This is a genomic window from Streptococcus taonis, from assembly GCF_029948085.1.
In the GTDB taxonomy this organism is placed as follows: domain Bacteria; phylum Bacillota; class Bacilli; order Lactobacillales; family Streptococcaceae; genus Streptococcus; species Streptococcus taonis.
The window spans coordinates 1-22,593 of the sequence record NZ_JARZZP010000021.1 but is presented as its reverse complement, the minus strand read 5'-3'; the positions used below and the strand labels follow the sequence as shown (position 1 = coordinate 22,593).

Sequence of the window (22,593 nt, the reverse complement as noted above, 5' to 3'; positions counted from 1 at the left end):
TACTTTAACTGGAACTTCTTCCTTAGAACCATCTGGGTAAGTTACAACTGCTGTCGCAGGTTTTTCACCTGGTGTTGTTGTGTCTACTGGATCCTTGAAGGCTACTGTTGTACCCTTAGGAAGATCTTTCAAGTTACCGATTGAATCTTCTGCTTTTGGTTCAGTTCCTTTATCTACAGTTTGAGCTTTTGGTGTTGGCTCGTTCTTATCTGCATCTGTTGGTTTTGAACTTGGGTCTGTAACAGTTACTTTAACTGGAACTTCTTCCTTAGAACCATCTGGGTAAGTTACAACTGCTGTCGCAGGTTTTTCACCTGGTGTTGTTGTATCTACTGGATCCTTGAAGGCTACTGTTGTACCCTTAGGAAGATCTTTCAAGTTACCGATTGAATCTTCTGCTTTTGGTTCAGTTCCTTTATCTACAGTTTGAGCTTTTGGTGTTGGCTCGTTCTTATCTGCATCTGTTGGTTTTTTAGTTACAAATTCTGATAATGGTTTTGTATCTGTAGAACCATCTGTATAGGTTACTACAAGATTTCCTTTGTCATCTTTTGTGACTGATTTAATCTTACCATCTTTATCAACTGGAGTATCTTTTGCGATGTTCGCATCATCGTTATCTTTTTTGTACTCAAGTTGTAATTTTTCTTTGATTTTATCTAACTCAGCATCTGTTACTTTATCTGGATCTGCTACTTCAACTTTATCAGCTGGAGCTGGAGTTGCAATATCGTACTTATCTGTTTGAGATTTAACGATAAAGTGAACATATCCTGGAGTCTGAGTTGCATTCGGATTTTTATCTAATGCATTAAAATCTGTATTTGATGGTGCATTATCATTGTCATTAGCAACAACAAAACTTGTCCAATGGTTTGGAGCTTTAAGTGTTGTAACACCTGTCATCTTAATAGTAGCTGTAGCACCTGATACAGTACCATCACCATGAGTGACTGCTGAATTCTCGATTTTTCCAGTTGTGAAACCGTAATCTGCCGTATTATCTTTTCCAATACCACCAGGACCACGTACATACATATCTTTAACAGCAGTGTTGTCTGATGCTTTGAATGTTAAATCAGTGTTTTCACCTGTATAAACATAGATTTCTTTCTTAGCTTCATTTGAGTATGGAAGTTCTACTTTTGGAGCTACGTTTACAAATTCTGACAATGGTTTTGTATCTTTAGAACCATCTTTATAGGTTACAACAACTTTGTTTCCTTCTTTTTCTACTTTATCAACAACTTTTGAAGCATCTTCTACTTCTTTACCTTTTTTGTCAGCTAAACGTGCATCTGGATTGTTTTGAGAATATTCAAGTTTAACTTTCTCTTTAATTTTTTCAAACTCTTTATCAGTAACATTGTTAGCATCTGATACGGTTACTTTATCAGCCGATGCTGGAGTTTTAATATCATATTTCTTAGTTTGTGCTTTTAATACGAAAGTTACTGCACCTGGGTCAGTTAAGTAAGAACCAACTGCTTCTTTTGTTTTTGGATCTTCTTTTCTGTTTGCATCATTTACAATAAATGCTCCATCAGTGTCTGTTGCTGTCGCAAATCTTGTTACTAATTTTAATGAATCACTTGCAGTTTTTGGTAATTTATCTGCTGCAATACCAGAAACTTGTCCTGTTACTTTAATTTTCGCAGGCGTCGCTGTTTCAGAATTAATTGCTGTTACAGTATATCCATATTCATTATCTTGTTTATCTGGATTACCATCAATATTATTTAAGGCAATATTCCCACCTTTTTTAAGTGAAGCTGATTTAATTTTTCCAGAATCGTCGTTAAATGTGATATCAACGTCTGCTTCTTCTCCAGTATAAAGATAAACTTCTTTTTTGTTTGGAGCTGGATCTGAGTAAGGAATCTCTACTGTTGGTGCTACGTTTACACGTGCTGGAGTTGCTTCTTTGGCAACACTTGGTTTTGATTCATTACCTGCCGCATCTGTTGCTTTGGCTGTTACAGGACCTGCTGGAATATCAACTTTTGGAGTAATCGTTGCTTTACCATTTTCTCCTGCAGTTGCTTCACCGATCTTGTTGTTGTCTTTATCGTAAAGGGCAACAGTTGAACCTTTTTCTGCAGTAACCTCAACCGGAGTCTTAGTTCCTGCTTTACCTGTAAGGTCTGTGTTCACAACTGGTTGTTCTGGGGCTGTTGTGTCTTTTGTTGGGTTAACGAGATATGCAGCTGCAACCTTATCTGTTGATCCATCAGGATAAGTGATGGTAAGGTTACCTTTTTCATCTACACTGTATGTCGCATTTGCTGGAAGATTTGGGTTAGCAGTTTTAACTGAGTCGATGATCTTGTTCTTTTCATCTTCACTAAGAGTGTTAGGATCTGCAACATCTACTTTTGTACCTGCAACTGGTTCATACTTCTTAGCAGTCTCAAGAACAACAACTCTAATAACATCTGTAAATTGGTTACCCTTTTTATTACGAGCAACGAATCCAACATCTACAGTGCCTGCCTTTTGTGTCTCAGCAACTGTACCAATGTATTTATTTTTTTTGTTTCTCCAGGTATTTGAACCTGCAGTTGCGAAGAAGTGACCCTGTGGGAACACTCCTGCGACCCCAGTTGGATTTTGATAAGCATCGAATTTCTCAAGAGAAGGTGTCCCATCTGCCCAAACGTCAATATCAATCTTATCTCCAGGATAAACTGTTACAAGGTTCTTAGACACTATAAGAACCAGAGAACCATTAGATTGTTGACTTACTTTTCCTTCAGTCAATGGTGTTTTTGTAACCGTAATCGGTGCACTCTTAGCTGACTCTGTTCCACCTGCTGGTGTTGTAGTCGCTGTAATCTCACCTTCAGGAAGGCTGTTCGTAGGGTGAACAGTTGCTACACCTTGGTCATTAGCTACAGCTTCACCGATTACAACGCCATCTTTGTTGTAAAGTTTAACAGTTGAACCTGCTGGTGCTTTAACTGTTACATCAGCTGGAGTACTTGCTTTACCTGCCAAGTCATTGACAATTTCTGGGGCTGATGCTGGGACTGTAGTTGCGCTATCCACTGCTGGAGTGGTTGGTTTTGATGGTTCTGGTTGCGGTTGCGGTTGTGGTTGTGGTTGTGGAGTCTCTTCTTTTGGAGCTTCTTCAACGTTACGTGATTGCCATCCTTGAAGACTTGAGTAGCTGCCTTCTTTCATGTTAGAGATAACTTTAGCTGTTGTTCCAGCTTTCATATCTTTGTTCAAGGTCAAGTTGATCGTTGAATAGTGGGCGCCTTGTTCACTTGAAGCAACACTTGCAAGTGCACTACTTGAAGAGTTTACTTGCCACTTACCTGGAACAGCATCACGTTTGAGTGCAACTTCTTGTGCCTTGCCATCTGTATCCGTAAATTGGAAGTAAGCTGCTCCTGCATCATGCGGTACTTTCAAGGTAACGTTTCTATCATTTTCAACAAGATTATTTTGTTGTTTTGATTTAGATGATGGAACGATCTCTGAGTGACCTAGAGAGACGTTTACAGGTGTAGCAGCACTTTCTACTCCACCAACTGTTTGGCTAACGCTGATTTGACTCCCAGGAACCAGCTGTGCCCCACCAGTAACGTTACTATTCAAACCAATAGTAATTGGGAATGACCACTGTCCGTTCTGTCCAACTACGGTACTATCATTAACAGTTTTACCCTCACTCTTAATATTGATGCGGGCACCTGGTGTTCCTGTACCTGTCAAGACTGTATCTGTAGAAGCTATAGTAGGCACTGTAATCGTGTCATTTGTTTGGGTGTAGGTATTGTTGACTCCTGGTTGTGGTGCAAGTCTTGATGAAAGATTGATACCGACTTCTGGGAAGTCTGAAGTACGATTTTTAACAGCTGATGAACCATTCATCCCACCATTTTCTAGTGAGTTTTTTACAATAGCTGTTGCAAAACGAGCAAACAGATTGTGTTTGGTACCTTTAGTCACTACACTATAGGTAAGCGAATCAGGAACTCCTCCACCAATGTATTTATAATGAGACGCCAAAGCTTTGTGATTGCTCATAGCAGGGAGCTTTCCAAAATCTTTCTCAACGTAATAATCCTCATTCAGACGTCCAGCATTAGGACCACGGTCTACGACAGTAATACTTTGAATTGTATCATCTGATGCGACCACCAAGCCAGCAGCTTGGTGATTCTTATGCTGCGGTACAACACTAATTGTCCAAGTTGTTGTGTCTCCATCCACACTGTAGCGAACTGACTGAAACTGCTTGACACCCGCACCAGCAAATTCACCTTCAGCGAGTGAGCCGTCAACTGAACGGTATACTGCACGTGAACTTAGATCACGTTTCCCTCTTGAACGGACTGGTTCAGCTGGTGCGACTGGTTCAGTTGCCGCTTCCGTTACTTCTTCAACTTTAGCTTCAGTGGCTACTGCTGTTGTTTTTTCTTCTTTGATAGCAAGTTGAGCTACTGCCTCTTTGAGACTAGCGACTGCTGTATCCACTTGGTCTTGGCTAGCTTCTGCCTTATCCAAAACCTTTTGTGCTTGTTCAAGTGCTGTGTTCAAGCGAGAAAGAGAGTCTTCTGTCTTTCCTGCTTTGTCCAAGCCTTTTACTTCTTCGACCAACTGGGTCAAAACTTCTTTGTTAGCTGTTTTAGCAGTAGTGTTTTCCGCTACCACTGCTTTTTCAACTGTTGCTGGCTGAGTCTCTGCCACAGCAGCAGGAGCTTCATAAGTCCCCGTTTCTCCACCATATCCAGGCTTAGCCTCTTTAGCTTTTGAGCCACTCTCAACTGTAGATTCCGATGCTGTGTCTGCATGGACTGTTTGAGTAGCTAAGCTAGCTCCGACCGCAAAAACAAGCGAACAACCAAAAAGGAAATGTTTTCCTTTTTTAATCATACGCCAGTTCTTCTGCTCTGCATTTTTACGATTAAAATACATTCTTATCTCCTATTTATTTTTTATTAGAGTCGCATGTGTTTTACATACATTGCTATTATAAAATATGGTATCAACATAGTCAAGTTTTTTGCTCCTTTTAGAAAAAAAAAAAACATTTGATGCAAATAATTTCCAAATTTTCGATTTTTTTAGTAAAATTATTATAAAAATTGGTAATTTATAAACGAATTTTAAAAATTTTTTCCGAAAACATGCTATAATAGAAAAAAGCCCTGATAATTTTTTTATCTTTTTTTGTTTATAATACATTATATTTTCAAGGAGTATTTCCCATGAGAGAACTATTATCTCACAAAGAACAGAGACAATTAAAAATTCTAGAATACTTATTTGAGAACCAAGAATGGATTCACATTGACACCTTGGCTGATATTCTAGATTTGAATGGACGCATCATCAAAAGCGATATCAAAGAAATGCGCGAGCAACTTTCTTGTTTTGATATTCTATCATCAACCGCTGGTATCAGACTGACGAACGAACATAATTTTGGTATTGAGCGAATTTATAGACACGTTTTGCAAGAGTCTGTTAATTTTCAGGTACTCCGAGCTTTCTTCCTATTAGAAGAACCATTTACTTTCGAGCACCTAGTTGAAACGCTTGACATTTCTCTTCCCTCACTTCGTAAGAAGGTTGCTGAAATCAATAATATCCTGCAATCAAAGTATAAATTCAAGCTCAAGGTGACGCCTATTTCAATTATTGGAGACGAAAGAGACATTCGCTTCTTTTTTGCCCAATATTTCCATGAAGCCTATGGTTTCTTCAAATGGCCATTTAATATGTCTTCTGAAGATGTAGCTGAGTTTGTGACTTTTTTTGTCAAGGTCACAGGCTATCCTATCACCTACCAAAATCTGTTTCAGCTGAAGACACTAATTGCAGTCAATCTCCATCGAGCAAAGATTTTACCGAGACCTAAAGAGGAAATCGAGTCTGACTCTCTTCGTCCTATTTTTATTCAACTGTCAAACTTCCAGCAGGAATTGCAATCTCTTGGTGATCGTCTTGGAATCACACTCGATTTTACAACTATTGACCAAATTTTCAGCTCCTATACTCAAGAGGGAATTTTCTTCACGGTCGAGGATTTCCTAGAGGCGCGGAAAGACAATGAGAAAGTCGATCACTCCTATCACTCAGCTCGAGATGTCCTAGACAATCTTACCCGACAGTTTGATGTCCACTTTTCAAATACCGATCAATTGATTTGGCACTTGCATAACACTGCATTTCTAGAACGTCAAGAAATCAACTCAGAATCTATCATTTCTCATAACAAATCTTATGCACTGAATAAGATTAAAAAGTTCTTCCCAGATTTTTACGAAGCTGCTAGTTTTGAAATGATGCGCTATAAGTCTAGCTTGGGACAAAAGGAGCAACTTCACGCTGTTGTTCATCTAGTCTATACTCTTTTAACCCACGCAACTGATCTAGTGGAACAACTCCTAAAGCGCCAAACTAAGGTTCGTGTCCTTGTTTTGAGTGAGTTTGACTTTGCCCATCCTCAGGCTTTGATTTCACTCTATCAATTTTACACCTCTAGAAACATCCACTTTGAAACATGGGATAAAACGACACTCAATGTCGATGAAATCATGGAAGCGGGTTACGATGCCATCATTACAAACTTTGATATTGAAGGATTGGTTCATCCGAAGCTCATGAACGTCGGTCGCATGGCTAATCTACAAGTCGTCAATGAACTCAATACTCTTTCCATTAGTAAACTTTAAAAAAGCCTCTGTTTTATAACCAAGTAAGCAAGCTAAAACATATACAAACGCATAATGTCAGTTATCTTAAAAACTTGATATTATGCGTTTTTATACTCTTCGAAAATCTCTTCAAACCGCGTCAACGTCCATCTGCAACCTCAAAGCAGTGCTTTGAGCTGACTTTGTCAGTTCTATCCACAACCTCAAAACAGTGTTTTGAGCAACCTGCGGCTAGTTTCCTAGTTTGCTCTTTGATTTTCATTGAGTATTACTTTCAACAATGGATTCGCACTTGTCGATAAATTTTTGCTCATTTACAATAATTTTGTTGTATGATAGATTGAATATAAAACACTATAGTAGATTGAAATAAGGTATGAACAATTCGATTAGGAAAGTCAAACTAATTTCTAGAAATATTTTTAGCAGTCGTAATCTACTATTCTAGATTCAATCCACTATACATTGTGAATTCTAAAAAAATTGCTAGAAATTGACTTAAGTCCTCTAGTAAATTTGTTGAGATTTTATTTCTTTGAACAATGAGTCTGGGACAAAAGTCCTAGCCTCTCAATTGTCTTTGGATTGTCGGGCAAGACGCAGTGGTTGAGTGGGCTCTACTACGCTGATTTCATCAGCTTTTACAGCCCTACTCAACTGTGCGGAGGTGGGACGACGAAATCGAATTCTAACGAATTACCGATTTCTGTCCCACTCTCTAAAAACTTTTTCCTTGATTTGCTAGAATATAGCAAGATCTACTGATGAGCTGGTCAATGTCAATATTTTTACTCAGGCTAGGATATTTCTTCAGTAGACTATCAACAAAAAGGGGATTTGATTTTAATGGAGGATGATTTTTCACATAGTCTGATTTCTCATCTATAAAATTCAAGAAAACGATTGCATAAACTGTTACTACGTGCTATACTAAGATAGAAATAAATGATAGGAGAGTGTCTATGAAAAACACGTCATCTCAACCAGATAAAAAAATGATTTACAGCATCCGTTCTCTGAAAAACGGAACTGGCTCTGTCCTTATTGGAGCAAGCTTTATCCTCCTTGCCCTAACAGCACCTTCTGTATCTGCAGCTGAAACTAGTCCTGGCACACAAGAAAATGTAAGCGCTATTAGTGCGAACCCAGCTACTACAGAAACCAGCCAAGCTGAGGAAAAAACGCCTATTTTGGCCCCAAAAGATGCAAGCGCTTCCCTAGAGTCTAAAACATCTGAACCAGTAGCAGTTTCTGAAACAACTACAACTGAAGCTACTCCAAGCCTTCCAAACAATAAAGACGAGAAAACAGAAGTATCAAGTCTAGCCGCTGAGAAAGCTTCGCCAGCAGACACTGTATCTGAAACACCAATTGAAGACAACTACTTCCGTATCCACGTCAAAAAACTTCCTCAAGAAAACCAAGATTCGCAAGGTCTTTGGACTTGGGATGATGTTGAAAAACCATCTGAGAACTGGCCAAATGGCGCCCAGTCTTTCAAGGATGCCAAGAAAGACGACTACGGCTACTACCTAGATGTCAAACTAAAAAATGAGCAAGCCAAGAAAATCAGCTTCCTCATTAACAACACCAAAGGGGACAACCTTACTGGAGATCGTTCTGTAGAGCGTCTCTCTCCAAAAATGAATGAAGCTTGGCTAGATGAAAACTATAAAGTACACAACTATCAACCTCAACCAGCAGGAACTATTCGTGTCAACTATTATCGAACAGATGGAAATTATGATAAAAAATCCCTCTGGTACTGGGGTGATGTCAAGAATCCAAGCAATGGTGAATGGCCTGACGGTACAGACTTTACTGCAAGTGGAAAACACGGACGCTACATCGATATTCCGCTCAATGAAGCTGCTAGAGAATTTGGATTTTTACTATTAGATGAGAGCAAGAAAGGCGATGATGTGAAAATCAGAAAAGAAGATTATAAATTTACTGACCTGAAAAACCACAGCCAAATCTTCCTTAAGGATGATGACGAAACCATCTACACCAACCCTTACTATGTACACGACATCCGTATGACTGGTGCCCAACATGTGGCTAAATCTCGTATTGAAAGCAGTTTTTCTACCTTGGTTGGGGCTAAAAAAGAAGACATTCTCAAACACTCTACCATCACAGACCACCTAGGCAATAAAGTGACCATCACAGATGTTACAGTTGATGAAGCAGGTAAGAAAGTAACTTACATCGGTGATTTCTCTGACACTCAAAACCCTTACACCGTTGCCTACGATTCAGACCGTTTTACAACTCGTTCAAGCTGGCGTCTCAAAGATGAGACTTACAGTTACGATGGTCCACTCGGTGCAAATCTTAAAGAAGATGGTAAACGTGTTGATCTGACTCTTTGGTCTCCAAGTGCCGATAAGGTTTCAGTTGTCGTCTACGATAAGAAAGATCCTGAAAAAGTGGTCGGAACCGTCGCCCTTGAAAAAGGAGAAAAAGGAACCTGGAAACAAACTCTGAATGAAAACTCTGGTCTTGGCATCAGCAACTATACTGGCTACTACTACCACTATCAAATCGAGCGCCAAGGCAAGACTGTCCTCGTACTTGATCCTTACGCCAAATCTCTAGCAGCTTGGAACAGCGATCTAGCCAAAACAGACGCTGCCCATAAGGTTGCTAAAGCTGCTTTTGTGGATCCAGCAAAACTTGGACCTCAAGACTTGACTTATGGTAAGATTCATAACTTCAAATCTCGTGAAGATGCTGTTATCTACGAGGCTCACGTTCGTGACTTCACTTCAGATCCTGCCATCGCAAAAGACTTGACAAAACCATTTGGTACCTTTGAAGCCTTTATCGAAAAGCTTGACTACCTCAAGGATTTAGGTGTTACCCACATCCAACTCCTTCCTGTCTTGTCTTACTACTATGTCAATGAATTGAAGAATCAAGAACGACTGTCTGCCTATGCTTCAAGCAATAGCAACTACAACTGGGGTTATGACCCTCAAAACTACTTCTCCTTGACTGGTATGTACTCAAGCAATCCTAAGGACCCAGAAAAACGTATCGCAGAATTTAAGAACCTCGTCAACGAAATCCATAAACGTGGCATGGGTGCTATCTTAGACGTAGTTTACAACCATACTGCCAATGTCGATATCTTTGAAGATCTTGAGCCAAACTACTACCACTTCATGGATGCAGACGGGACACCTCGTACTAGCTTTGGTGGTGGTCGTCTAGGAACAACCCACTACATGTCTAAACGCGTCATGGTAGACTCTATCAAGTATCTAGTTGAAACCTATAAAGTAGATGGTTTCCGTTTCGATATGATGGGAGATCATGATGCAGCTTCTGTCGAAGAAGCTTACAAGGCTGCACGCGCCCTCAATCCAAACCTCATCATGCTTGGTGAAGGTTGGAGAACCTATTCTGGTGATGAAAATATGCCTACTAAAGCTGCTGACCAAGATTGGATGAAGCATACTGATACTGTTGCTGTCTTTTCAGATGACATCCGTAACAACCTCAAGTCTGGTTATCCAAACGAAGGTCAACCTGCCTTTATCACAGGTGGCAAACGTGATCTCAATACCATCTTTAAAAATCTGATTGCTCAACCAACTAACTTTGAAGCAGATAGCCCTGGAGATGTGATTCAATACATCGCAGCCCATGATAACTTGACCCTTTTTGACATCATTGCCCAATCAATCAAAAAAGACCCAAGCAAGGCTGAAAACTATGCGGAAATCCATCGTCGTTTGCGCCTTGGAAATCTCACGGTCTTGACAGCTCAAGGAACTCCATTTATCCACTCTGGTCAGGAATACGGACGTACCAAACAATTCCGTGACCCAGCCTACAAGACTCCAGTAGCAGAGGATAAGGTTCCAAACAAATCTCACTTACTTCGTGACAAGGATGGTAACCCATTTGACTATCCTTACTTCATCCATGATTCTTATGACTCTAGTGATGCTGTCAACAAGTTTGACTGGACTAAAGCTACAGATGGAAAAGCATATCCTGAAAATGTCAAGAGCCGTGACTATATGAAAGGTTTGATTGCCCTTCGTCAATCTACAGACGCCTTCCGACTCAAGAGTCTTCAAGATATCAAAGACCGTGTCCAACTCATCACTGTCCCAGGCCAAAATGGTGTGGAAAAAGAAGATGTAGTAATTGGCTACCAAATCACTGCTCCAAATGGAGATATCTACGCAGTCTTTGTCAATGCGGACGAAAAAGCTCGTGAATTTAACTTGGGAACTGCCTTTGCACATCTAAGAAATGCTGAAGTTTTAGCAGATGAAAACCAAGCAGGACCAGTCGGAATTGCCAACCCTCAAGGACTGGAATGGACTGAAAAAGGCTTGAAATTAAATGCCCTTACAGCTACTGTTCTTCGAATCGCTCAAGGCGGTGCCATCGTTGCCCCAGCTGTGGAAGAAAAACCTGAGTTTGATCTTTCTAGCTTAAAACAAGAGCACGGTCAAGATAATATCCAAGACAATACTCCAAACAGAGTCGTCAAACCGGAACATCAAGATCCAGCTCCACAAACTAAACCTGATTCTGCAAAACCAGATGCAAAAGTAGCAGATGCGGATCATAAACCTAGCCAAGCTACAACTGATTCACAAGCTGAAAAACCATCACAAGAAGCACAAGCATCATCTGTAAAAGAAGCGGTTCAAAACGAATCGGTAGACAACTCTAACAAGGAAACTATACCTGCTCCCCTAGCTAAACAAGCTGAACTTCCAAATACAGGAACCAAAAACGATCACAAACTCCTGTTTGCAGGAATCAGCCTCCTAGCCCTCCTTGGACTTGGTAGCTTCCTCAAGTCAAGAAAGGAACAATAAAAGCAAGGACTCTATAAATCCAGCAACTTGATAGAAAGACATGTAAAAAGAAGCTGGGATAACAGTCTTTAAAATCAGAAAAACGCATATTATCAGATGTTTAAAACTTGATAATATGCATTTTATTTTGGAAAGATTTATACTCAATATTCTACTAAAATTATGTTTGTGTCTCGCCTCTTCAGATTTAAAAAAAAGGTTCATTTTGATCAACTTGCTTCAATCTCTTTCTTTTACTAGAGAAAATAAAAAAACTCTTAAAAATAGCATTATGTCAGCATTTCTAAGAGTTTTTACTATATAGTATCCAACCTCTATAAGGGCAATTTTTTTATTACTGATAGGGTATGTCTACGTTCCGCCTCTTTCTAGAAGCTCTTATTTCTCTATCCTTGCTTCTGCATCTGCCACTACTTGGGCAAGACTGGTTTGGCCCAACTCCTGCTCCATAGCTAGCTGAATCTTTTGTAATTTCTCATCTAAAATCCCATGGATATTTGCGCCAACTGGACAGGCTGGATTGGGATTGTCGTGAAAACTAAAGAGTTGACCTGTCTTTCCTAGACATTCAACTGCTTGGTAAACATCTAAAAGACTGATATCCTCTAGGTCTTTGATGATCTCTGCTCCACCAGTTCCACGCGCAACTGAGATCAACTCTGCCTTTTTCAGTTGAGATAAGGTCTTACGGATAATGACAGGATTGACTCCAACGCTACTAGCAAGAAAATCACTAGTCACCTTACTTTCTTTCCCTTTTAAGGCTATGATAATCAACATATGGGTCGCGATGGTAAATCGACTTGAAATTTGCATAAGGTTCTCCTTTTTTCGTCAGATTAGTTCCTTCTTTTCTTAAGTTTATTATATCTCTTCTAGTTGTAATGTCAAGAGTTACCACTAAGCCAGTCATCCAATTCAACATCATGTCCTTGACTCTGAGCGATTTCGTGCAACAAGTCCTGATTGTGGGTATGGTGAATCCCATTAACCAAACTTTCATAATAAACTTGGTAGTAGGGTAATTGTAAGTCTTTGGCTAGCTGTAATTCTGCCTCAATATCATAATCAACCCGACGAAAATCAGCATCTTTCAAGCCTTTTTCATCAAATTCTAAGATCATGTACTGGGCCCGCAAGTCCTTGCGTAAATTCTCAGATAAAAAGAAGGGTTGCCCAATGGAACCTGGATTCAGGATGAGCTGGCCACCACTACCATAACGAAGAAACTGTTGATGGATATGCCCGTATATGGCAACATCGCAGTTAGGATTGGTGACAAGACGGTCAAAGTCCTCTTGCTTCCCAAGATGAATCAGCTCTCGTCCCCAATTTTTATCAGGCAAGTGGTGGCTAATCCCTAGCTTCAAATCTCCAAACTGGCGGTGCACTTGCAAGGGATAGTCCTGCAGTGCCTCAATCTCCTCAACACTGAGTTCTTCCATAATATACTGACACTGGCGCAGGAGATAACGATGGCTGGGTCTGGTTTCATCTAGCTGACGATGGCAGGCGCGCCATAAACTCTCCTCCCAATTCCCTAAAACTCTAAGAGTGATGGGTAAAGCCTCCAAAGTCTGGAGAATATTTTTTCGTCCCGTTCCAGGCATGAGAATATCTCCTAAGAGCCAATACTCATCAACCTCCGCCTTCTGCGCATCTGCTAAGACAGCCTCTAAAGCTGTCGTATTGCCATGTATATCCGATAATACTGCGATTTTTGTCATATCTCTTCCTCTTAGCTTTTCTAGTTTTATTATAACAAACTCCAAGTCAAAGTCAAAAAGCATCTATATTCCTATCGTTTTTTACTTTACTTTTTTAGTGAAAAGGAATACAATGAAGGTAATAAGAACGAGGAGGTTTTTGCTATGGCACAACGTTATGAAAACATCATGGTAGCGGTTGACGGTTCTAAGGAAGCTGACTTGGCTTTCATCAAAGGGGTTCATTCAGCACTGCGTAACCAAGCAAAACTAACGATTGCCCATGTCATTGACACACGTGCTCTTCAAAGCATCTCAACATTTGATGCTGAAGTTTACGAAGAATTGCAAGTAGAGGCCAACGATTTGATGGCTGAATACGAAAAACGTGCAAAAGATGCTGGGCTCACAGATATTAAAGTTGTTATTGAGATGGGAAATCCTAAAACTCTCTTAGCTAAAACAATTCCAGATAAAGAAAAGGTTGATTTGATTTTAGTTGGGGCAACAGGACTCAATGCCTTTGAGCGTCTGCTAGTTGGTTCTTCATCAGAATATATCCTACGCCATACTAGCGTTGACCTTCTCGTCGTTAGAGATAAGGATAAAACTTTGTAATAAACAGAAATGAGGTTGGGATTTTTCTCCTAACCTCATTTTTTTATAAACTGTTGATGTCGTAGTTGAAACTAGGAACTCAAAACATCATTCCAGGCTTCCTCTGCTATCGCCTATTTTTTATCTTCTCTTTCCTTATGGCGCTCATAGGCCTTTATCTGGCGCTCAATCTCCTTTTTAATAGCTGGTTCTGGAGCGTATTTTTCTTCCCAATCATCTGGTTTTAAGATTTTGTGGGTCACTGGATCAAAATGAGCTTTTCCATCAGGGAACATTTTACCCATATTGGCTTGATGGACAATGTCAAAAATCCGTTCTGGATCCACCCCCATCAAAACAAAACTACCATAGGTAAAGTATAGGGTGTCAATCAAGGCATCCACTTGCCCTACCAAATCTTGCTTAGCAGGTGTCTTCTTGACTACTTTCTCTGCTGCTTGATCAAGAGCTTGGTGTAACTGTCCTACTGCCTGTTCAAAATCTTCTTCAGAAGAGCTAGCAGCTCGGACAAACTCCACCAATTCTTCTATCTTAAATCCTGCTCTATGGGTGGCACCTTCTAAGTCCCAAGCTTGGGGCTCCTCTTGAGTTCGTTCATCCATCATGTGGTGGAAGGTCTTGACCTTATTAAAATGGTAATCACGGCTGACAAAGACTTTTTCTGAAGCCAGAACACCAAAATGCTCTAAAGCTTTGTGAATCCCATCTTGTTGGTTGCTGGTTGTGATATGCTTAGCGACTTCCTTGACACTGCTACTACCATTGCCCATAGCGACTGACATCCCAACACCCGCCAGCATCTCTAGGTCATTGTCCGAGTCACCAAAGGCCATGACTTGATTGAGATCAAAACCATACTCTTTTCCAACACGGCGAATGCCTTCTAGCTTGGAATTTCCTTGATTGATGACATCGGCCGCAAAAGGATTACTGCGAGTCAATTTCAAGTCTTGAAAATCAGCTGCTGCTTTCTCAGATTCTTCTGGCGTCATTAGCATCAAAACTTGATAAATGGGCTGATTCATCAACTGAAGTAGATCTTCTTCCTTCTGAGGAACGACCTTACTCACCATTCGATTAAAGGAATGACTAACTGTACGAGTCAACATAGAGGGGACAAAACGACTCACTCTTTGCGAAAAAGAACCAAGACCAAAAGACATGATTTTCGAACCCAGCATGGCATCCTTGGTCCCCAAAGTAATCTCCTTGCCCTCTTTTTTGGCATAGGCTATCAACTGCCGTAAATGAGATTTGGAAAGAGGACTTGTAAACAAGACTCTGTCTTTATTAAAGATATATTGGCCGTTATAAGTTACAGCAAAATCCAGATCTAAATCATCCATTAAATCCTTAACAAAAAAAGGTCCTCGCCCTGTCGCTACTCCAACAAGCACTCCCTGTTCCTTCACAATCTTAATCGCATCCTTAGTGGATTTCAAAACACTCTTGCGATCGTTGACCAGTGTTCCATCGATATCAAAAAAAACAGCTTTGACTTCCATCCTACCTCAATCTCCCCTTTTGTGATACAATGATTATACCACATTTCAGAAAGAGTGAGTAAATCATGCCTAAGAAAATCCTTGTTTTACATACGGGTGGTACTATTTCCATGCAAGCTGATGCCTCTGGCGCTGTTGTGACTAGTCAAGACAACCCTATGAATCATGTATCCAATCCACTTGAGGGAGTTGAAGTCCACGCTCTCGACTTTTTTAATCTGCCAAGTCCCCATATTAAACCAAAGCATATGCTGGCCCTCTATCAAAAAATTAAAGAGGAGGCTGATCATTATGACGGTTTCGTGATTACACATGGGACAGATACCTTGGAGGAAACTGCCTATTTCCTTGATACTATGGAGGTTCCTCACAAAACGATCGTACTAACTGGTGCCATGCGTAGTTCCAACGAACTTGGAAGCGACGGCGTCTACAATTATCTCAGTGCCCTACGCGTAGCGAGTGACGATAAGGCTGCTGACAAGGGTGTCTTGGTCGTGATGAATGACGAGATTCATGCTGCTAAGTATGTGACCAAGACGCACACGACAAATGTTAGCACCTTTCAAACGCCGACCCACGGCCCTCTTGGGCTCATCATGAAACACGAGATTCTCTACTTCAAAACAACTGAACCCCGTGTTCGTTTTGACCTTGATAAGATTCAAGGCTTGGTCCCTATTATCCCTGTCTATGCTGGTATGACAGAAGAACTACTTGATTTGCTTCCTGTCGACCAACTGGATGGACTTATTATTCAAGCCTTTGGTGCTGGAAATGTTCCCAAGGAAACAGCACAAAAATTGAACGCCCTTATCCAAGAAGGACTTCCAATCGCCTTAGTCTCTCGTTGTTTTAACGGGATTGCCGAACCTGTTTATGCCTATGAAGGTGGTGGCGTTTGCCTGCAAAATGCTGGTGTCTTCTTTGTCAAAGAGTTAAACGCTCAAAAGGCTCGTCTCAAACTCCTCATTGCTATCAATGCTGGCCTCACAGGAGAGGAATTACGAGCCTATATGGAAGGATAATACTCTTCGAAAATCAAATTCAAACCTCGTCAACGTCGCCTTGCCGTACTCAAGTACAGCCTGCGGCTAGTTTCCTAGTTTGCTCTTTGATTTTCATTGAGTATAAAAAAGTCGGTGAGATAGAAATTACTAGATCAAGTCTTGTTTTCTAGTTCACTCCGAGAGCTTCCAACCACCAACTTAATGCTTGAACTATTGACCAAAAAGTTTCTGCTACTAAAAAGCGAGGTCGGGATTTTTATCCCGACCTCTTCTTGTTAATCTTTACGAGTTGAATGACGTTCTACCAAACCATGTGGCAAAAGAACTTCACGCTCTTCTAACTCTTCCTTATGCATAATCTTCGTCAACATACGCATACTAATAGCACCAAGGTCATACAAAGGTTGCGCAATGGTGGTTAGGTTTGGACGAGTGTAACGCGCGATTTGCGAATCATCACTGGTGATGATTTCAAAGTCTTCTGGTACAGAAACTCCCTTGTCAGCAAGTCCGTTCAACACACCTGCTGCTAGTTCATCTCCTGTTACAATCGCTGCGGTTGCTTTAGAAGAAATCAAACGTTCTGCCAAGGCATAGCCATCATCATAACGGTATTTTGATTCGAAAACAAGACCTTCACTGTAGTTAATTCCCGCTTCTTTCAAAGCATCTTTGTAACCAGATAAGCGAATCTTGCCATTAATATCATCCACTAATGGTCCACTAACGAAGGCAATTTTTTTATTTCGTTTCAAGAGATGCCGGACTGCATCAACCGTAGCATGTTTATAGTCAATATTGACACTTGGAAGTTGGTGCTCCACATCCACTGTTCCTGCAAGAACCACAGGTGTGCGTGAGCGTGAAAACTCTGAGCGAATCTTCTCAGTTAAATGATAACCCATGAAGATAACGCCATCCACCTGTTTAGAAAAGAGAGTATTGACCACAGATACTTCCTTTTCATCATCCTCATCACTGTTAGCAAGGACGATGTTGTATTTGTACATCTCCGCGATATCATCAATCCCTTTAGCAAGGGTAGAGAAATACGTATTTGTGATATCTGGAATGACGACTCCAACTGTTGTCGTTTTCTTGCTTGCTAGACCACGTGCTACTGCATTAGGACGATAATCTAGACGTTCAATAACCTCTAAGACTTTCTTTCGAGTATTTTCTTTAACATTTTTATTGCCATTAACAACACGACTAACAGTCGCCATTGACACTCCTGCTTCTCGGGCAACGTCATAAATTGTTACTGTATCATCTGTATTCATTCCGTTTCCTTTCTACTTTGAAAATTTTGTTTTCATGATTCCACTATTTTCATTCTACCACTTCTTGTAAGCATTTTCAAGCATTTGATGAAGAAACTTTGAAAAAAAGTTTCAAAAACATTCACAACTTTTTAAAAGCAGTTGACTTTTCTTGATTTTTCTAGCAGTTTGCAGTATGATAATAAAAAAATCAATCAGGAGAAATGGATGGCTTTTACAGATTCCCATAGACGGTGCGCCAGTTTCGGTGTTGTGACCAATCTACCCGATGATGTTATCGACTCTATCTGGTATATTATTGATCATTTTTTAAAACATGTTTTTGAACTAGAAGATGAGCTCGAATTTCGACTTTTGAACAATGATGGTTCCATCACCTTCCGTTTTTCAAGTCAACACCTTCCGACTACGATTGACTTTGATTTTAATCATCCCTTTGATCCACTCTACCCACCAAAAGTTCTGGTGCTAGATATGGATGGCAAGGAAACTATTCTCCTCCCTGAAGAAAATGATCTATTTTAAAAACTCTAGTCTCCTCTGTAAATACTTCGGAAACTAGAGTTTTCTTATTTTTTTAATTCTTGATACAAGTGACGAATTGGTTGTCCCAAGACTGGATGGATGAAATGAGGTGCAATTTCCTGCAGAGACTCTAAGACAAAGAGTCGCTCAGCGATATAAGGATGGGGCAAGATGAGGTCGTCTGTATAGATGATCTGGTCCTCTACAAAGAGCAAATCTAGGTCAATCAAGCGAGGTCCCCAATGTACCTCTCTGATCCGTCCCATTTCTGCCTCAATAGCTAACAAGGTTTCTAACAAGATTGGAGCAGGCAACCAGGTTTCCACTTCAACCACTTGATTAGCAAAGCTAGCCTGTTCAACACCACCCCAAGGCTCCGTCGTCAAGACACTGGATTCTTTGAGAATGTGGATGCCACGATTTCGCATTTTCTCAATGGCTTGCTCTAAGTTTGCTTGTTTATCTCCCATATTGCTTCCTAGGGCGATAAATGCTCGTTGCTTGCGACGATGAATGGTTACTGAGCAAGTATCTAGTGGCAAATGCACCGGTGCCCAAGGTTTTTTCAGTTCCAGCTCAATCTCTTGAACGAGAGGGTAGGTCTCAAAAGTACGCTCTACAAGTTTATAGGCTACCGTTTCAATCAGGTCTTCGCTTTCTTCCTGAAACCAAGTCGTCCATTTCTGGCAAAGTTCTCCGTAATGTACAGAAGCAGTTAAATCCAAGTCTGTCGCAGCCTTGGTCATATCATAGGATAGGGTGGCTGAAACGACAAACTTCTGCCCCAGTTCCTTCTCACTAGGAAAAAGTCCATGAAAGGCGAAAATTTCTAGGTCTTTAATTAGCAGTTGATCCATAACTAGTCCTTTCTAGAAAAATCCGCTTAACGCGGATTTTTTTTATACTCAATGAAAATCAAAGTGCAAACTAGGAAGCTAGCCGCAGTCTGCTCAAAACACTGTTTTGAGGTTGCAGATGGAAGCTGACGTGGTTTGAATTTGATTTTCGAAGAGTATTATAGTCCCATTAAACGATAAGCCTGATCACGAAGATCCTTATCTGTCTCAAATAGACCACGAGCCACTGTTGTCAAGGTTGCAGTTCCTGGTTTTCGAACACCGCGCATACTCATACACATATGTTCTGCTTCAATGACAACGAAGGCTCCCTTGGCTCCCAAATACTCCATCAAGGCATCAGCCACTTCAATATTCAAACGCTCTTGAATCTGTGGCTTTTTAGAGTAGACTTCCACCGTACGAGCTAACTTTGATAAGCCTGCAACACGGCCATCTGGGATATAGGCAATATGAGCTCGACCATAAAATGGTAAAAAGTGGTGTTCACACATGGTATGGAAAAAGATATCCTTTTCCACTACCATATTGTCATCGATAATCTCAAAGGATTTTGACAGGTGCTCTTCAGCAGTTTGCCCAAGACCTGAAAAAATCTCTTGGTACATACGAGCAACACGGGCAGGTGTTTCCTGCAAACCTTCACGATTTGCATCCTCACCAACTGCCTCGATAATCATTTTTACAGCTTCTTCAATCTTTTGTGTATCCATTCTAATTTTTCCTCTCCATCAGATAGGCTCTCACTTGGCTCAAGAAATACAAGGAACCCGTGACTATCCTAACTGTTTTTTTCTCTTCATTTTCTGATAATTTTTGGTCTAGAAATTCTTGCCAATCTTGGTAGTTGAGATTTCTAGAATCAGCTAGCTCTTTCAAGATTTTTTCATCCGTCGCCCGACTATCCTCAAAGTGAGTGAGGGTCAGTTCAGTATCTGGCAAAGTCTCTAATAAGTCTAACATATCCTCCAAGGCCTTGGTTTTGATACAAGTAAAGAGGATTTCCTTATGGTAGTCGGCAAATCGTTCTTGCAAAGTTGCTACTAAAGCCTTTATGGCATGAGGATTGTGGGCCCCATCCAAGATCATCAAGGGGTCTCTCGACACAACTTCCAAACGACCTGGCCACCTTGTTTCTTCCAAAGCTTGAGCCACTAAAGCATTATCTGGCAATTTTTGACCAGTCTCTTTGCAATAGCTATCTAACAAGGCCACCGCCATCCCTGCATTCTCTATCTGGTGCAAACCAAGCAATCCCGTTTGGAAACAACCTTGTCTGACCGAACTTGAATAGTCAAAGACCTCTCCAGTGATAATACTCTCATGATGGCTTACCTGATAATCTCTTCCATAAACAATTCTAGCAGCCTGTTTTTCCTCTGCAATTTGGTCTATCACGGCCAAGGCTTCTGGGACAATATTCCCTGTTACCAGGGGAACTCCTTGTTTGATAATTCCAGCTTTCTGCTCCGCGATGGCTTCCAAGCTATCCCCTAGTAGAGCTACATGGTCCAACCCAATGGTCGTGATGCCAGTCAAGATAGGCTGGCAAACATTGGTACTATCCAAAAGTCCACCCATGCCGACTTCCATAATAGCCACATCGACTTGCTCAGAAGCAAAATAGTCATAAGTTATAGCAGTGATAATCTCGAATTCTGTCGTTCCTTGCAAGGCTTGAGCATGCTCCCCTTCAAGTAGTGAACGATAATCCGCCATCAAGGACTCTAATCTCGCTTCTGGGATAGATTCCCCATTAATGACAATCTGATCGGTATAATGAATCAGATAAGGAGAGCTAAAGACACCAACTCTTAGTCCCATCTTTTCCAACAGATTCTTCAAAAAGGCTATAGTAGAGCCCTTTCCATTGGTTCCACCGATGTGGATAACCTTGAGTTTAAGATGAGGATTGCCACGTAAGTCTAATAACTCCGCCATCCTCTCCAAACCAAAATGCGGTTGATCTGTCCGATAGTTTGCTATCCACTGGTTCGTTTCGTTTTTATTCATCTTATTTATATTGTTTCAAATCTAAATTTTCCGCATGGTCTGCCAAACGGATGGCTGATGCAACTTCGATTGCCATCTTGTGGCTGGCTACATCGTGCACGCGCACCACTTCCACACCTTGTCTAGCAGCAATGCTGGTCACATGAGCCGAAGCAGTATCACGATTGCGGAAACCAGCTTCAGTTTCTGGGTTTACTTCAAAATCATTTTCTTCTAGAATATTAATGACAAAGCGCTTGCGAGAGACTCCTAAAAAGATAGGATAGCCCATCTCGTGAAGCTTATCAAGGTCACGTAGGAGGATGAGATTTTCTTTCTTTGTCAAACCAAAGCCAATCCCTGGATCCAGCATGATGTTTTCTTTTGCAATACCAGCTTCCTTCGCTCTTGCTAGAGCACGGTCAAAGAAAGATGTCATCAATTCTTCTACTGATAGTTGTTCAAACTCATCTAAGTCCCCCTTTGTAAAAGGCTCTCCAAAGCCAAAATGAGGGAAGATAAGTGAACTAGGGTGCTGAGGACGTGCCATGACTGGATTGAACATGATAACCACCTGAGTTCCAGCCCTGGCAACAACCTCGGCCATCTTCTCATCACCCATGAGCCCCGTAATGTCATTAACTATATTGGCCCCAGCTCGTAAAGCCGCTTCTGCCACCTGACTCTTCCAAGTATCTACCGAAATCCGAACATCACTTTCTTGACGAATAGCCTGAATGACTGGAACCACACGCTGGATTTCCTCTTCAATCTCAACATAGCTACTTCCAGGTCGAGTGGATTCCCCACCGATATCTAAGATAGTGGCTCCTTCAGCTATTAATTTTCTAGCCTGCTTCAAGGCTTCCTCAATAGCAAAAAATTGGCCCCCGTCAGAAAAAGAATCTGGGGTGACATTGATAATTCCACAAATAGATGTTTTTCTAAGATTCTCTCTTTTTATCACACTAGTCTCTCAATTTTCATTTAGATTGGTATCTCTCTATTTTACTGTTTTTTTTGGATTCTGTCCAATTATCTTTCAGTTCCTTAATATCATTAAGACTACAAAAGAGCGCAAAAAAAGAGAGTGGGACAGAAATCGGTAATTCGTTAGAATTCGATTTCGTCGTCCCACCTCCGCACAGCTTCAACAGTCTGGGAGACTGTTGAAGGTTGCAGATAAAGGAAACATAGTTTCCGTCAACATAGGGCATCTTTGAAGCTTAAAAAGCGAACAAAGACTTAGGATACTTGCTTCGCAAGTTCTATCCTCCACCTCAAAGCAGTGCTTTGAGCACTCAACCACTGCGTCTTGCTCGACAATCCAAAGATAATTGAGAGGCTAGGACTTTTGTCCCAGCCTCTTTTTTTATATTCTTATTTTTCAGTCAAAGTTGCAAGTCCTGGAAGAACTTTACCTTCATGGAGTTCCATTGAAGCTCCACCACCGCGTCACAAATACCTCCACTAACACAAAAAGGTGACAGAGCCACCTTTCAGAACGAAGACAAACGTTATTTTTGGCGTTTGTCTTTTTCTTTTTTCAAAAATAGTTTGTCTCATCATCTGATAT

14 protein-coding genes are annotated in these 22,593 nt (G+C 40.8%); 5 read left to right on the top strand and 9 right to left on the bottom strand.

Features of this window, described 5'->3' with window-relative positions:
- On the bottom strand, positions 1 to 4,926 hold a 4,926-nt coding region (locus QEZ38_RS09340; protein WP_281335750.1), incomplete at its 3' end, for a Rib/alpha-like domain-containing protein.
- 293 nt (positions 4,927 to 5,219) lie between these two features.
- Between QEZ38_RS09340 and QEZ38_RS09335 the strand changes: the two genes are divergently transcribed.
- On the top strand, positions 5,220 to 6,689 hold the full coding sequence (locus QEZ38_RS09335) for an AcpB/EbpR/MafR family transcriptional regulator (protein WP_281335749.1): 1,470 nt from the start codon (positions 5,220 to 5,222) through the stop codon (positions 6,687 to 6,689).
- 944 nt (positions 6,690 to 7,633) lie between these two features.
- A complete protein-coding gene (locus QEZ38_RS09330; protein ID WP_281335748.1) occupies positions 7,634 to 11,521 on the top strand; it encodes a pullulanase in 3,888 nt (1,295 codons plus the stop codon).
- A gap of 378 nt (positions 11,522 to 11,899) precedes the next feature.
- Here the strand turns inward: QEZ38_RS09330 and QEZ38_RS09325 are convergent, their stop codons facing one another.
- Together QEZ38_RS09325 and QEZ38_RS09320 are read right to left on the bottom strand one after the other, a co-directional pair.
- Complete coding sequence (locus QEZ38_RS09325; protein ID WP_281335747.1) at positions 11,900 to 12,337, bottom strand: Rrf2 family transcriptional regulator; 438 nt, start codon at positions 12,335 to 12,337, stop codon at positions 11,900 to 11,902.
- Positions 12,338 to 12,408: 71 nt separating this feature from the next.
- On the bottom strand, positions 12,409 to 13,248 hold the full coding sequence (locus QEZ38_RS09320) for a metallophosphoesterase family protein (protein ID WP_281335746.1): 840 nt from the start codon (positions 13,246 to 13,248) through the stop codon (positions 12,409 to 12,411).
- Between the two features lie 144 nt (positions 13,249 to 13,392).
- On the opposite strand from QEZ38_RS09320, the gene QEZ38_RS09315 reads away from it, so the two are divergent.
- Positions 13,393 to 13,845, top strand: a complete 453-nt coding sequence (locus tag QEZ38_RS09315; protein WP_045762643.1) for a universal stress protein — start codon at positions 13,393 to 13,395, stop codon at positions 13,843 to 13,845.
- A 113-nt stretch (positions 13,846 to 13,958) separates the two neighbouring features.
- Here the strand turns inward: QEZ38_RS09315 and QEZ38_RS09310 are convergent, their stop codons facing one another.
- Positions 13,959 to 15,350: a Cof-type HAD-IIB family hydrolase gene (locus tag QEZ38_RS09310; protein WP_281335745.1), complete on the bottom strand. Its 1,392-nt coding sequence runs from the start codon at positions 15,348 to 15,350 to the stop codon at positions 13,959 to 13,961.
- A 65-nt stretch (positions 15,351 to 15,415) separates the two neighbouring features.
- Between QEZ38_RS09310 and QEZ38_RS09305 the strand changes: the two genes are divergently transcribed.
- Positions 15,416 to 16,378: an asparaginase gene (locus QEZ38_RS09305; protein WP_281335744.1), complete on the top strand. Its 963-nt coding sequence runs from the start codon at positions 15,416 to 15,418 to the stop codon at positions 16,376 to 16,378.
- Positions 16,379 to 16,635: 257 nt separating this feature from the next.
- On the opposite strand, the gene ccpA is transcribed toward QEZ38_RS09305, so the two are convergent.
- The gene (gene ccpA / locus QEZ38_RS09300) at positions 16,636 to 17,643 is read right to left on the bottom strand and encodes a catabolite control protein A (protein WP_281335743.1); all 1,008 of its coding nucleotides are present in this window, start codon (positions 17,641 to 17,643) and stop codon (positions 16,636 to 16,638) included.
- A 207-nt stretch (positions 17,644 to 17,850) separates the two neighbouring features.
- Between ccpA and QEZ38_RS09295 the strand changes: the two genes are divergently transcribed.
- The gene (locus QEZ38_RS09295) at positions 17,851 to 18,168 is read left to right on the top strand and encodes a DUF960 domain-containing protein (RefSeq protein WP_075231980.1); all 318 of its coding nucleotides are present in this window, start codon (positions 17,851 to 17,853) and stop codon (positions 18,166 to 18,168) included.
- 44 nt (positions 18,169 to 18,212) lie between these two features.
- On the opposite strand, the gene folK is transcribed toward QEZ38_RS09295, so the two are convergent.
- The 4 genes from folK to folP all read right to left on the bottom strand — a co-directional run bounded on the left by folK (position 18,213) and on the right by folP (position 21,984).
- A complete protein-coding gene (gene folK / locus QEZ38_RS09290) occupies positions 18,213 to 19,025 on the bottom strand; it encodes a 2-amino-4-hydroxy-6-hydroxymethyldihydropteridine diphosphokinase (protein WP_075228831.1) in 813 nt (270 codons plus the stop codon).
- A gap of 158 nt (positions 19,026 to 19,183) precedes the next feature.
- Positions 19,184 to 19,738: a GTP cyclohydrolase I FolE gene (gene folE / locus QEZ38_RS09285; protein ID WP_000380927.1), complete on the bottom strand. Its 555-nt coding sequence runs from the start codon at positions 19,736 to 19,738 to the stop codon at positions 19,184 to 19,186.
- A gap of 1 nt (position 19,739) precedes the next feature.
- Positions 19,740 to 21,038 (bottom strand): bifunctional folylpolyglutamate synthase/dihydrofolate synthase, encoded by a 1,299-nt coding sequence (locus QEZ38_RS09280; RefSeq protein ID WP_281335742.1) that lies wholly within the window; start codon positions 21,036 to 21,038, stop codon positions 19,740 to 19,742.
- A gap of 1 nt (position 21,039) precedes the next feature.
- A complete protein-coding gene (gene folP / locus QEZ38_RS09275) occupies positions 21,040 to 21,984 on the bottom strand; it encodes a dihydropteroate synthase (protein ID WP_281335741.1) in 945 nt (314 codons plus the stop codon).
- Positions 21,985 to 22,593 lie beyond the last annotated feature (609 nt).